The organism is Pseudoalteromonas sp. bablab_jr011 (assembly GCF_016464045.1).
GTDB classification, from domain to species: domain Bacteria; phylum Pseudomonadota; class Gammaproteobacteria; order Enterobacterales; family Alteromonadaceae; genus Pseudoalteromonas; species Pseudoalteromonas lipolytica.
In genome coordinates this window covers 14,673-27,781 of the sequence record NZ_JACDWU010000263.1, presented here as the reverse complement: position 1 = coordinate 27,781, position 13,109 = coordinate 14,673, and the positions used below count along the sequence as shown (strand labels likewise).

General features: G+C 39.0%; 14 protein-coding genes, 1 tRNA gene and 1 pseudogene. 10 read left to right on the top strand and 6 right to left on the bottom strand.

Going from position 1 to position 13,109, the window contains the following annotated elements; all coding sequences use genetic code 11:
* Nucleotides 1-4 precede the first annotated feature (4 nt).
* Nucleotides 5-664 (bottom strand): ribosome biogenesis GTP-binding protein YihA/YsxC, encoded by a 660-nt coding sequence (yihA, locus tag JIG41_RS15775; RefSeq protein ID WP_065978240.1) that lies wholly within the window; start codon nt 662-664, stop codon nt 5-7.
* Nucleotides 665-947: 283 nt separating this feature from the next.
* Between yihA and JIG41_RS15770 the strand changes: the two genes are divergently transcribed.
* From JIG41_RS15770 to JIG41_RS15760, 3 genes are all read left to right on the top strand, one after another.
* Nucleotides 948-1,580, top strand: coding sequence for a cytochrome c (locus JIG41_RS15770; protein ID WP_199525066.1), 633 nt, complete (start codon nt 948-950; stop codon nt 1,578-1,580).
* Between the two features lie 750 nt (nt 1,581-2,330).
* On the top strand, nt 2,331-2,933 hold the full coding sequence (gene yihI, locus JIG41_RS15765) for a Der GTPase-activating protein YihI (protein WP_036971473.1): 603 nt from the start codon (nt 2,331-2,333) through the stop codon (nt 2,931-2,933).
* The gene (locus JIG41_RS15760) at nt 2,930-3,445 is read left to right on the top strand and encodes a DUF2489 domain-containing protein (RefSeq protein WP_036971469.1); all 516 of its coding nucleotides are present in this window, start codon (nt 2,930-2,932) and stop codon (nt 3,443-3,445) included. The genes yihI and JIG41_RS15760 overlap by 4 nt, the downstream gene beginning before the upstream one ends.
* A gap of 63 nt (nt 3,446-3,508) precedes the next feature.
* Here the strand turns inward: JIG41_RS15760 and hemN are convergent, their stop codons facing one another.
* The gene (hemN, locus tag JIG41_RS15755; protein ID WP_199525065.1) at nt 3,509-4,882 is read right to left on the bottom strand and encodes an oxygen-independent coproporphyrinogen III oxidase; all 1,374 of its coding nucleotides are present in this window, start codon (nt 4,880-4,882) and stop codon (nt 3,509-3,511) included.
* Between the two features lie 273 nt (nt 4,883-5,155).
* Here hemN and JIG41_RS15750 point away from each other — a divergent pair.
* The 3 genes from JIG41_RS15750 to JIG41_RS15740 all read left to right on the top strand — a co-directional run bounded on the left by JIG41_RS15750 (nt 5,156) and on the right by JIG41_RS15740 (nt 7,861).
* Nucleotides 5,156-5,232, top strand: a tRNA-Ile gene (locus JIG41_RS15750).
* 262 nt (nt 5,233-5,494) lie between these two features.
* A complete protein-coding gene (locus JIG41_RS15745) occupies nt 5,495-6,463 on the top strand; it encodes a hypothetical protein (protein WP_143474504.1) in 969 nt (322 codons plus the stop codon).
* A gap of 282 nt (nt 6,464-6,745) precedes the next feature.
* Nucleotides 6,746-7,861, top strand: coding sequence for a hypothetical protein (locus JIG41_RS15740; RefSeq protein WP_075594329.1), 1,116 nt, complete (start codon nt 6,746-6,748; stop codon nt 7,859-7,861).
* A gap of 127 nt (nt 7,862-7,988) precedes the next feature.
* On the opposite strand, the pseudogene JIG41_RS22890 reads toward JIG41_RS15740, so the two are convergent.
* Nucleotides 7,989-8,426: pseudogene (locus JIG41_RS22890) on the bottom strand (site-specific integrase); the annotation flags it as partial.
* A gap of 79 nt (nt 8,427-8,505) precedes the next feature.
* Between JIG41_RS22890 and JIG41_RS15735 the strand changes: the two are divergent.
* Nucleotides 8,506-9,231: a zeta toxin family protein gene (locus JIG41_RS15735; RefSeq protein ID WP_075594330.1), complete on the top strand. Its 726-nt coding sequence runs from the start codon at nt 8,506-8,508 to the stop codon at nt 9,229-9,231.
* A gap of 8 nt (nt 9,232-9,239) precedes the next feature.
* Complete coding sequence (locus tag JIG41_RS15730; protein ID WP_199525064.1) at nt 9,240-9,407, top strand: hypothetical protein; 168 nt, start codon at nt 9,240-9,242, stop codon at nt 9,405-9,407.
* A gap of 178 nt (nt 9,408-9,585) precedes the next feature.
* Here JIG41_RS15730 and galE read toward each other — a convergent pair whose 3' ends face one another.
* A complete protein-coding gene (gene galE, locus JIG41_RS15725) occupies nt 9,586-10,599 on the bottom strand; it encodes a UDP-glucose 4-epimerase GalE (protein ID WP_075594331.1) in 1,014 nt (337 codons plus the stop codon).
* A 230-nt stretch (nt 10,600-10,829) separates the two neighbouring features.
* Between galE and JIG41_RS15720 the strand changes: the two genes are divergently transcribed.
* Nucleotides 10,830-11,336, top strand: coding sequence for a DUF3016 domain-containing protein (locus JIG41_RS15720; RefSeq protein WP_075594332.1), 507 nt, complete (start codon nt 10,830-10,832; stop codon nt 11,334-11,336).
* Between the two features lie 143 nt (nt 11,337-11,479).
* On the opposite strand, the gene JIG41_RS15715 is transcribed toward JIG41_RS15720, so the two are convergent.
* Nucleotides 11,480-11,770, bottom strand: coding sequence for a prephenate dehydrogenase (locus JIG41_RS15715; RefSeq protein WP_065978238.1), 291 nt, complete (start codon nt 11,768-11,770; stop codon nt 11,480-11,482).
* Between the two features lie 72 nt (nt 11,771-11,842).
* On the opposite strand from JIG41_RS15715, the gene JIG41_RS15710 reads away from it, so the two are divergent.
* Nucleotides 11,843-12,055, top strand: a complete 213-nt coding sequence (locus tag JIG41_RS15710) for a hypothetical protein (protein ID WP_036971451.1) — start codon at nt 11,843-11,845, stop codon at nt 12,053-12,055.
* 3 nt (nt 12,056-12,058) lie between these two features.
* Here the strand turns inward: JIG41_RS15710 and epmB are convergent, their stop codons facing one another.
* Nucleotides 12,059-13,072 carry an EF-P beta-lysylation protein EpmB gene (gene epmB, locus JIG41_RS15705; RefSeq protein ID WP_036971447.1) on the bottom strand — a complete coding sequence of 338 codons (1,014 nt, stop codon included), beginning with the start codon at nt 13,070-13,072 and terminating at the stop codon, nt 12,059-12,061.
* Between the last annotated feature and the right edge of the window lie 37 nt (nt 13,073-13,109).

The following is a 13,109-nucleotide window of genomic DNA, read 5'->3' as shown; positions in this document are numbered from 1 at the left end:
TAACTTAAGCGTCTGGTTGTTGATCCGATTCTGATTCAGACTCTGCTTCTTGCATTTCAATAGGCCCTAAGAACCATTCGTCTAGCTTTTTAGCAACTTCAGGTAAGCCTGTCCCTTTCAATGATGAAAAGGCATGAACTGTAATATCGCCCTCTAAGCTGCTTAGTTCACGACGAACTTGTAAAACTTGCGCTTTGCGTGCACCTTGCTTTAGTTTGTCGGCTTTAGTGAGTAACGCAAGAACCGGAATTTCACTCCCGACCGCCCAGTCGATTAAGTCGCGGTCTAAATCTTTAAGTGGGTGACGAATATCCATTAACACAACAATGCCTTTAAGGCTTTGGCGTTTTTGTAAATATTCACCTAATGATTTTTGCCATTTCTTTTTCATTTCAATGGGGACTTTCGCAAAACCGTATCCCGGTAAATCGATTAGGCGCTTGTCGGCATCGAGCTCAAAGGTGTTTATAAGTTGCGTACGACCAGGTGTTTTTGAGGTACGTGCTAACTTTTGGTCTGTTAAGGTGTTAAGAGCACTTGATTTACCGGCGTTTGAACGACCGGCGAACGCGACTTCAATCCCCGTATCAGCAGGTAAACGAGAGATATCAGGTGCGCTGGTAACAAAGGACGCAGTATTGTATTTGATACGAGATTTGAGCACAGGCTCTCCTAATCTTTTATAAATAATAACAGTCAGTGGTCGAAAACCACTCAAGGCACGTATTTTATACTATTAAAGCAGCATTCAAAAGCGTATTTAAGCGTGCTAACTTGGCTTTGAACAAGGAAAATTGCTAGGTAGAAACTTAATCTAAGTCAAATCCCTATAAATTATAAGCTTAATGTGGGCAGAAAACGTGCCAGAGAATTTATTATCGTGTAGAATATAGAAATCACAACATCCATATTGTAGATGATACAGGGTCGGAAACAGAGAATTCACCATGAAAAAAATAGCACTATCTTTAACTATATTGCTTGGTGCGTTGTCAGCAAGCAACGCAACAGCATTTGATGGCGATGTAAACGCAGGTAAAGAAAAATCGGCAACGTGTGCGGCCTGTCACGGCCCAGACGGTAATGCGCCGGTTAATATCTACCCTAAGATTGCAGGTCAACACGCAGATTATATCTATAAACAACTACAAGAGTTTAAACTAGGTATGACATCGGGTGGCAAAGAGGGCCGTATGGACCCTGTAATGAGTGGTATGGCTATGCCGCTTAGCGATCAAGATATGAAAGACCTAGCAGCTTACTTCTCTTCATTAAACATGTCTGAGGGTGTAACACCTAAAGATGTTGTTGAAGTTGGTCAACAGCTTTATAAAGCCGGTAATGCAGAGCGTGGAATCCCAGCTTGTGCAGCGTGTCACGGTCCGCGTGGTAACGGCACATCGCTTGCTAAATTCCCTAAAGTTTCGTTTCAGCATCCTGAATACATTAAGTCGCAACTTGAAAAGTTCCGTGATGGTACGCGCAATAACGACTTAAATGGCATGATGCAAGACATTGCTAAAAAGCTAACAGACAAAGACATCGAAGTACTTTCAAAATACTTAGGTGGCTTACACTAAAGTCTGATTGCTAGCTTAAATTACTAGCATTATAATTTAGACAGTTTACAAAAAAGCAGCGCAAGCTGCTTTTTTTACATTTGCAGCATGCCGTAATTTCCTACTTTCTTGTGAGACATTGACCATATCCAACTGTAAGCTAAGTCTTATTTTTATTTCTTAATTTTGTGTAAGTCTTTGTTATTATTTAAGATGGTATTGTTACAAACTCTTCGTTGTAAGAAAAATTATATAAATTAGTTGTAACAAAATTATTAATGGGTAAATTAACCACTGTCGCTGAGACAGCAAAACAACATGGACAATGTAATAAGGAAAGTGACTGCGGCAAATCTTTAGGGGAAGACACTGATTAGTGTCCTAAAGGAAATAACAAAAAAGTGTCAGGATTGACCGAGAATAATAAAAGCTCATGGAAGTTTAATAATAAAAACAAAATGGAATGCTACATGGAAGGTAAAAATAACAACAAAATGGAAAAACAATAATAATAAAAATAATAAAGACTAAAAAGTCGAAGGGAGAAGTGTCCAGTTAATTGGCGCTCAGATTAGTAGGCGGTAGAGATGTTTTCTCTACCGCCTTTTTATTTGTCCTGTTACAATAGCCACCGTTTGTACTATAAGTATGAAAAGTGCGCAGTTCGTCAAGTTGACCAACCTCATCCGCACACCGAATTCTTCTGGTTATGCCAGCATTACAATGCCATTAAGGTGTTGTGCACAACCTCTTAAGTGAGATGATCAATATATGAGTAGAAAGAAAAAGTCGCGTAAAATTCCATCAAATGGTCCAGTACGTCTAAGTAAGGAAAAGCTTAGAGAGATGCGCGCACTAAAAGAGCAGCGAGTTAAGAAAACCAAAGGGGCTAAGCCTGGTTCACGTAATGCGCCAGATGCTCAAAAGGGTGATAAAGCTGCTACAAACAATCAATCGCAAGATAAGCGTGTTGGTAGTAAAAAACCGGTTTCATTAGTGGCGGTCAAGGCTGATCCTAAAGTCGAAATGAAACGTAATTTACAACCAATGGTTGAATTGAAAAAAGTGTCAGAGCCAGAGCTAACACCAGAGCAAGAGCTTGAAGCGTTAGAAAATGATGAGCGTTTATTAAAGTTGGTTGAACGCCATGAGCGTGGCGAGTTATTGACTGGCAAAGATGCGAAGTACTTCAATAGCCGTATCGCTCGTCACCAAGCATTGTGTGAGCTGCTAGGAATCGAAGACGAAGATGATGACTACGAAGACGACTTTGAAGATGACTTTGATGTTGAAGGCGGCTCTGATTTCGATAAGTACCTATCTGATGACTTAGCAAATGAATGGTACGATGACGAAGATGAGGATGATAGATGAGCACAACCTTGATTATTGCCATTGTTATTGGGGCGGCAATTATCGCAGGACTGGCTTTTTATGCAGGGCAATTACTATACAAGGTAAATGCTCAAAATAAGCTTATCGCAAAAAAACAAGCTGAGCATGAGCAAAAGCTTGCCGCGTCAAAAGCGACTCGAAATGCTAAGTTAGCGGACAGCATTCATTTAATTGCGCGTGCAATGAATGAAGAGCAGTGTGAATTTTCAGAAGGTTGCTTACGTATTTGGGTTCTTATTTCTCAATACAGCTTCGCAGAAGAGTTTGATTTACGCGAACGCTACCCTGGCATTTATAAAATGTACAATGTCGTAAAAGACATGCCAACGCATGATGCACGTAAGAAGTACTCAAAAAAAGAGGTCTTCAAGATGGATTCCACGCGTTGGCGTGCTGAAGAGCAACACAGCGATGAAATTAAAGCGGACTGTGTTAAGTTAATAGACGAGTTTAAAGCCGCGCCAGGCAGTGAAAACGTCGTATTTAACTAGCTTTCAACATAAAAAAGCAGAGCCTTCAAAGCTCTGCTTTTTTGTATGAGCATGATTGATATATCAAATAACCCGCGAAAAACGTGTTTGTTTGATTTGTTGTTGTAAGTGCGCATCAAAGCACATACAAATAATACGAATAAACAAATTGCCTCTCGCTGTAACCGTAATTTTATTGTCGCTTACTTTTATTAAGCCATCAGCAAGTAGGGGGGCAAGTGCACGTAATGCATCACTAAAATACTCGTTAAAGTCGATATTAAATTGCTGTTCAACAGTCGGCATATCAAGTTCAAACTGACAAATTAACTGCTTAATAACCGCGGCACGTAAAATGTCATCATCGGTGAGCATAATGCCTTTACACAACGCACTACCAGCGTTTTCTTGAACTGCTTTGTAATAATGCTTCAGTTCTTTTTCATTCTGTAAAATAGCATTACCAATCTGCGAAATAGACGACACGCCTAAACCAAGTAAATCACATTGACCATGCGTGGTATAGCCTTGAAAATTGCGATGTAATTTGCCCTCATTTTGCGCAATAGCGAGTTCATTATCTTTACGAGCAAAGTGGTCCATACCAATAAATTGATAGCCAGCCGCTAACATTTGTTCTAGCGTATTTTTAAACATCGTGAGCTTATCGCCCGCAGAAGGTAAATCCGCATCCTTAATTTTCCGCTGAGCCGCAAATCGTTCTGGTAAGTGTGCGTAATTAAATACCGATACGCGGTCAGGATTCAATGCTATAAGTTGATCAATCGTTTCTTTAAAGCTCTCAGGCGTTTGTAGCGGTAAGCCATAAATCATGTCGGCGTTTATTGATTTAAAGCCAAGCTCACGCGCTTCACTAATTAAACCTTTTACAGAGTCCACACTCTGCGGGCGATTAACCGCAAGCTGCACTTCGTCGTTAAAATCTTGGATACCAAACGATACGCGATTAAAACCAAGTTGGCGCAAGTGCGGAAGCATGCCATCCGCCAGCGAACGTGGATCAATTTCGATACCGCGCTCAGCGTCATCGGCAAAATTAAAATGGTGTTCAACTAAAGCCATTAAACGGCTCATTTGCTGCGCAGATAAAAAGGTAGGGGTTCCGCCGCCTAAATGAAGTTGTTCAACATGGTAATCAGCAAATAAGGTGGCTTGTTCAGCAATTTCAATTGCCAAGTTATCTAAATAGATATCCGCTTTTGATTGGTGACGTGTAATAACCTTATTACAGCCACAGTAATAACAAAGCTGGCTGCAAAAAGGGATATGGATATACAGCGACAAAGAGCGGCTTTTAGATGCCGTAATCGCGTCAATCATACTTTGTTGGTTGTAACCATCAACAAGAGACAATGCCGTCGGGTAAGAGGTATATCGTGGTCCAGAAATATTGTACTTGTTGATCAGAGATTGATCCCAGCTAGGTAAATTTATCACAGTCAGCACTCCGCAATTGATTAAGAGGCCATTTTAGCGAGTTTAGGCATTTTGCTATTTGATCTAGAACAATGTCGGAGGCTACAAACTAAGTAGCATGCTTTAAGGTAACTGAAAAACCGAAAAGTTTACTATTTGAGCAGTTAGTTTACTGATTGTTAAAATAAAGAGTTTTGCTAGTGACAAGGTTAAAAAAAGTTTTTATACTGCAACCCGCTTTAGAGACTTAACATCCTAAACGCATCACAAAAAATTAGCTTCGGCTAATACAATGGCCCCTTAGCTCAGTTGGTTAGAGCACACGACTCATAATCGTTAGGTCCCCAGTTCAAGTCTGGGAGGGGCCACCATTTTTACAAGCTTCCCAAGTAAACACCTACTAACAGAAATTACCCTGTGCTACCTCTGTGCTACTTTTAGTATAGCGGAAAACATCTCTATATGCTTGATATGATTAATCCCTTACCTTTTACTGAGCTTCACTTCTAAGCGGGAAAGCTTGTTGCTATATGATTGGACATTGTTTTGCTTGATAGTGGTCAACATTCAGGTAAATCATTTTTCCATCAAGTAAATGCTATAATATTCATCGTTCTAAGCAATAGGAAGCGAATGATGGATACTAACGAATACTACTTTCTAAAGAGCTTTTTAAAACCTAAAAGCTTATCGAAAGTGTTGAGAATGAGAGATTGGACTAGTTACTTAGGATGTGATGCAGAGCTCGCTTTAAATAAATTTGAAAAAGAGGGGGTTTTACAGTCAGCTAATACTCAGGAAGTTGTCACAGCGACTTATTCTGCTCCAAAGTTAAAAAGTATTTCTCAAAACCTTAACCTGCCAACTTCTGGTACAAAACCTGTTTTAGTTCGTAGGATTTTGGAAGCAGCACCAAATTATTTTAATGGTAATTCATTAGAACATGATTTTTTGGTTTGTTCCTGTGAGGGAGCGAAACAAATTGAAGCTAAAGAAAAAATCATCAAAAATGAAATGTTTGCTGCAATTGAGGTATCAGTAAATGCAGCTCTAAATAGAAACTTTGAAGATGCTTTTGAGCCAGTTAGGAAACATCAACTGAGTTTACCATTTCCATCAGGCTTAGGAGTTGACTGGTCTAATTTTGGTGGTTCAAGAGAGGTTTTTATAATTAATAATATTCTTGATGATTGGCCACTCATTCTTTCTGAGATACAGCCTGATTTAAAGCCTCTAGTGCGTCAAGGAGCAATTAGTATGTTTCTTTGGGGGTTAAAGTTGGATAATGAATTAAGAAAGAAATTAGCTAGCAATGGAACTCACTTGGACCCTGATGGCGTATGTCGCATGATGTTATTCTTTGCACAAAACAAGTTTCGTATATTTGATGCTAAATTAAAGTCTCAAGAACTTGGTATGCCGTATATCATGAAAACTATGCGGTTCGAAGGGGATTTTTGCTCTGCATGTGAAAAGCATAGAGTTGGGAATTATAGTCTAAGCGAAGTTCCGGAAATTCCGTTAGCTGACTGTCGGTGTAAAGGTGGTTGTACCATATCACTATCTGAGGCTCTTGATATAAACAAAATCACTACAATGTGAAAGACCTCGAAGATGAGTTAATGTGTAGTAGCTCATATTTAATCCGACAGTGCTAGTTGACAGGTTTCTCCTGTATCAAAGCAGATTGCTTTGAGCGAGATATAGACTTTATTAATATGCAAAATGTCAGTCAGATTCATTTATGTACGTAATTAGGGAAAGAAGATATCTCCTACTTTTCCTAATTAATAGAGACAAAACTTTATCTAAACAGTATGTTAAAGCCGTATAAGATCTAATTCGGGCACTACTATAAATTAGTATAAAAAGAAGGAGAAAAAATTGAGTTATTGGCCTATAGCATGGAGGGATGTACATTTCTTAGGTGGTATTCACGCAATTAACTTGCCATCATCTAATAAAGTTAAAATTTACCCAAGCACTACAGATGACAAGACTGCAATAATAACGATTCCAACATATCAGCAATTATACGTAGGCTTAGATCAATTAGGGTTAAATGAGCTAGTTGGTACAGAGTTTTATACTGATATATCTCAAATTGATGGCAGTGCTCCATCTGAGTGGAGAGTTCATACAGCTTACAAATCTAAGTCATGGTCACATATCGAAGCTATTTGGCATTGGTCACATATATCAAATCAAGGATATAAATTAAAAAATGCGTTCTTGTGGGATATAGCTAAACGAATATCGCACCAAATCAGTACATTAAATGAGTCTTTTAAAGTTTTGTCTCGCAGGTATAGAGATCAGCTAATGGGACGATGTATACAAGAAAAAATTGAAATTGGGAGTAAGTTTGAAGATAGGTTTTCAAAAGATATTTATAACTCCTTTCAACACTTTTTATTTGATGCATGCACTTTGAGAGATTATTTATCCGAGTTTATTTTTCACTTCATACTATCTGATGAAGAAAAGTCGGGAGTAAAACATATGAACATGACATCACGTATTTTCAAAAAATATTTCAAAGATAAAAGTCAGCCTACTGCATTCAGAAAAAACTTTAAAAGTGCTTGTGGCAAAAACGGATGGCTAAATATATTAGGATCGTATAGAGATCTGGTTACACATGCATGCCCAATGTCTATGGCTGGTGGTTACTTTTGGATTCGTGTTGAAAGTTTAGAACTGAATGATGGCAAATTACTACCTAAAATTGTTGCGCCGATTCCATTAAACCCTGAAGAAATAAAGCTGGAAAGAAATACACTAGAATCATTTGAGCGATTTGATCAAAAATTAAAGGAGTTTTTTGGTAAATCAAACGATGAAAAACAGTCAGTTGATATTTTAACTTACTCAAAAGCTGTTATGGGTAATTTTTCAAGTTTCATTTGGGAACTGGCGGAAGAAAGTCCATATAAAGGTATAAAGCATACAATTACAGATGATGAGATTGTTGGTAAGATAAAAATAGTAAATAGGTAGTTTATATGCCAAGAGTAGACTAATCATTTAGTAAGGATCAGGTTTTGAAATGTGTATAGTGCATGAAACTGCCGACCGCTGGCACATAATAGCTATTAACTCTAATTTGCAGCAACGTAAATATGGTTTACCTTAAATAAACCTCAGTAATTTGAGCCCTGAAGTGCCCTAGCTCTTGTGATACAGTTTCGAGAGCTATAGCCCTACTTAAACCGAAACTCCTTAGCTCAGCCATTCTCTCTTGTGCGTAGCTATGCCTGAGGCCATGACCGCCATTTGAAAAGAAGAGTGTGCGGCTAGATGCTTTTGAGAATGAGCATGACCATTTATGACCACCACCAATATCATAACGTTGTAAATAGTTAATTTCCCTATCACGAACCGTTATAGGCTGCGCTAAGCGCCTTTGTTCTAGCTGTGTAGCCAGTGCGTTAGGTATTAGTACATTACGGATTAAGGCACCTTTGCCTTTCACTGTGTAAATACGACCTTCTCGACCAAGCCATTTACTGTCTAGCGCTGGGCGGCTATCAGCTTTACGCTCTGATACTCTGGCAATCGTTAAAGCTTATGGGATCTCAGCCTTAATCACTTGCTAATAGGCACTTAAGTGACATAATGAAAAGAGAATCATAAGGCTTTATATGACACCAGAAGAACTAGAGCGGCAGGCAATTACCTACGCTAAAAGTAATAGGACTCGTATAGCTCGCGAGTTAACAGACAAAAGTCAGTTTCCTCCCGATACAAGACCAGTTTCTGTTTTTATGGCAGGTTCGCCTGGTGCTGGAAAAACTGAAACTTCAAAAGCTTTTCTAGAAGAAATTGGTGCTGATAATGTACTCAGACTTGATCCAGATGAGTTTAGAGAACTAATACCTGCTTACACAGGTGATAACTCTTATTTATTTCATCGTGCTGTATCTCTTATTGTTGAGAGAACACTTGATCATGCTTTTAAAAACAAACAGTCATTTTTGTTAGATGGTACCTTGGCAAGTTATGATGTTGCTGAAAAAAATATTGAGCGTTCTATTCGTAAAGGCCGAAAAGTGCTTATTTTGTTTGTATACCAAAAACCAGAATATGCATGGGAATTTGTTGAAGCCAGAGAGAAGTTAGAAGGGCGTAGAATTTTGCCAAATACTTTTATAGATCAATTTTTTGCATCACAAAATGTTATAAAGGAACTTAAATTAAAGTTTGGAAGTCAGATTAAAGTAGATTTATTAGTTAAGAATAATAAGGGTCGAACACGTTTTTATCATGATAACGTTCAGGCAATTGAGCATCATTTAGATGAAATATTCACTAGAGAAGATCTAGCGAGCCTGATAGAATCATCGTCCAGCTCAAAAAACGAGCTTTAGGAGTGCCTATGTTTTCAAATTTAATAAAGCCAAAGCAAGCTCAAAACTCGAAACTTTCAGACTTTGTGCTAAATTCTAGCTCTAGTGAGAAAAAGCGAGTTTATAACCAAGTTATTGAGCGAGCAATTTCCTCTCAAGTACAGGTAGTAAACAAAGCAACTGTAGGCCAAAGGTAATTAATAAAAAGTCCCGCATAGGGACTTTTTTGATTTAGAAAAATATTTTATAAATATCGACTTAACAAAGTAATCTTCAACTCAACTTTCTATTCTTTAGCTTAACTTGCTAACAAACGTTTAATTTCACTCATTTTATCGTCAGGCTTTTTGAACATGTATAATTAAGTTACTTTGCTTATTTATAACCATTAGGGTTGTTGCTTTGCCAGCGCCACGTATCTTGCATCATTTCATCAATGCCACGTTCGGCTCGCCAACCTAATTCGTTAAGCGCTTTCTCTGGCGCTGCGTAACACGCTGCAATGTCACCTGCTCGACGAGGTGAGATTTGATAGGGCACAGCCTGACCACTGGCTTTTTCAAAGGCTGTGACCATTTGCAGCACTGAATAACCATTCCCTGTGCCAAGGTTAAATACATGAGCACCAGTATCGTTTTTAATGCGGTTGAGTGCTTTTAAATGGCCAAGTGCTAAATCGACAACGTGGATGTAATCGCGCACACCTGTGCCATCAACAGTGTCGTAGTCATCACCAAAAACCCCCAGCTTTTCTAACTTACCAACGGCTACTTGTGAAATATAAGGCAGTAAGTTATTTGGAATACCATTCGGGTCTTCGCCAATTAAGCCTGATTCGTGAGCCCCTACAGGGTTAAAGTAACGTAAAATAACAAATGCAAAGCGCTCGTCTGATTTGGCGATATCTTGCAGCATCATCTCTACCATTAATTTAGAGGTGCCATAAGGATTCGTTGTGCCACCAACGGGGAAGTCTTCGCGAATAGGCAAGCTTGCTGGGTCACCATACACTGTAGCAGAGGAGCTAAATACTAACTTGAAAACACCTGCATCGCGCATTGCATCAACGAGTGTTAACGTGCCTTGTACGTTGTTTTGGTAGTACTCAATAGGTTTAATAACCGATTCACCAACCGCTTTTAAGCCTGCAAAGTGAATGACGCTATCGATCGTATGTTCACGGAAAATGTTATCTAGGCAGTCTCTATCAAGAATATCGCCTTCATAAAAAGTAACGTCTTTACCTGTGATTTGCTTAACGCGAGTCAACGACTCATTTGATGAATTGCTTAAGTTATCAAGCACAACAACCTCTGTGCCTTGCTTTAATAACTCTAAAACGGTGTGAGAACCGATGTATCCGGCTCCGCCGGTGACTAAAATGGTCATAAAATTTCCATGAACTAATACCTGTTTGAATTAGTCTTATTTCATCATATTCCGTGCAAAATTTCATAAATAAATTGTTATTTTTGAAAATTAAGCAAAAGCGGGGTAGCTTGTTTTTGGTTACATTTTGCACCATATTGGTAACACGAAAGTGAGGGAGTATTAAGCTATAGTTAATCCTCAACTGCTAGTTTTTAACTATTGGCTCAACCTGTAACGTGGAGAGAAAGATGAATACAGTAAAAAAAATTGCCTTGGCTATGGTTGTTGTTCTACCTGCTTTTGCTCACGCAGGTGAAGCAAAAGTAAAGTGGCATGATTTTAATGACTACAGAGATGTGCGCCCAGGAAATAACTCACCGAAAGGGGCGTTTCATAAAAATGTAGCGAAAAACTTTGAGAAACATTTTAAAAAATTAGCTGAGCAGCTTCCTGAAGGATACACTTTTAATGTTGAGGTAACTGACCTTGATTTAGCGGGAGATGTCCAGTTTGGTGGTATGAATGAACTTCGAATCATTAAACCTATTTATTTTCCGCGTATTGATTTTAATTACTCAGTTACAGATAAAGACGGCAAGGTGGTTAGCGAAGCGAGTGATGTAAAACTCAAAGATATGGGCTTTATGGATCGCATTAAAATGGGCCGTGACGAAGCGTATTATTACGATAAACGTTTAATTACTGATTGGTTTGAAGATGAATTATTACCTTCATTAAATAGTGCACAGTCGTGATGTTTGTAGTTGTGGAACTTGGTTAGCACGTTGTACGCTTTTTTGAACCACTGAGGCACAGAGAAATAGTGTAATCTGTTTTGTCACGTGAAGTGACTTGGTGTCCTCGGTGGTTCAAGTATGTATTTATAACGCGTGTTAATCTACTTAAACGTCGCTAACAGCTGTAATAACTGTTGAAGTTTAATTACGGTTTTTTTCAGCTTTTCTTCATCTAAGCCATCATTACTTAGGCTCTCAACATCGGCTGCAACGTCGAGTACATATGGCTTAAAGCGTTTTGCTTCAAAATCAAAGCCGGCATCTTTTGCAAATAAGGCTTTGAACTTGCCATGCCCTTGCTGCTGTAAGTCATCTAATTTTTTATCAGCATCAAGTGCCTGACGGTAAACGATTTTTAAGTTAGCATTGAGCTGTTCAATGATTGAATCCATTTTTTTCCTAAAGCTTTAGACTGCAATGCCGATATAGTACGTGGATTGTAATAAAAAGTCAGGTAGTGAACTATGAATATATCAGGATCAAGTTTACCGGCGATGAGTGGCGGCGGCGAAGGCGCTGAAGTTTACAGCGCATCACTTGCTAAAAAACAGCAAAAAGCTGATGGTGCTGCGGCACTTGCACTTATCGAAGGCGCAGCGATGAATACAAGCGCTGCACAGACACCCGCTAAATCGGTGACTGCGACACTCGGTAATAACGTAAACGTTTACGTTTAAGCGTTAAACTAGGTTGAGATCGATAGGCGTTTTACTTTTCTCGCCGCCGATCTCACGAACTAGTTTGGGTACTAAAAACCCTGGCAATGCTTCGAGCATGTGTGCCACTATTTCGCGTGCGCGCTGCTCAGTAATATCAAAATGGCTCGCACCTTCTACTTTATCAAGTAAATGTAGGTAGTAGGGTAAGATATCAGCCTCGAACAATGCTTCACTCAAGGCTATTTGAGCATGGCTCGAGTCGTTAACATCCTTTAATAATACAGCTTGGTTTAATAACGTGACGTTAGCGGCTTTTAATTTTTGCATCGCAGCTTTAAAGTCAGCATCAATTTCGTTCGCGTGATTAATGTGATTCACTAACACCACTTTTAAAGGCGAACTTGCAAATCGTGCGCACAGCTCATCGGTAATTCTTGCTGGGATCACCACTGGCAAACGACTATGAATACGCAAACGTTTTATTTGTGGTAATTGTTCAAGTTCATCCATAAACCAGTTAACAGCATCATCTTTGGCCATTAATGGGTCGCCACCACTTAAAATGACCTCATTGATATTTTTATCGGCTTTTATGTAGGCTAAAGCGTCAATTAAGCTGCGTTTATTTAATTGGTTTTCTTGATACGGAAAATGGCGTCTAAAACAATAGCGGCAATTCACGGCACAGCCGGTTTTAAACATGACCAAAACACGAGAGCGGTACTTATGTAATAACCCCGGTTGGTTATTATCTTGCTCTTTTAACGGGTCTTTATCGTAGCCTGTTTGCGCTAAAAATTCTTGGTGACGTGGCATCACTTGTAGCAAAAGTGGATCGTTTATATCACCAAAACGCATTTTTTTGATAAAAGGCAGAGGCACACGTACAGGAAAAAGACTACGAGCTTGGAGGTCTTTTTCGTCTACTACACTTGATAAACCTAGCATTTCTAGCAAACGTTCAGGGCAGGTGACAACATTTGCTAATTCTTTTTGCCAGTTTTTATGCAAATTTACTTCATTTCTTTGTATCATTGACACGTAGATTACTCGAAATTATTTAGACAGAGGA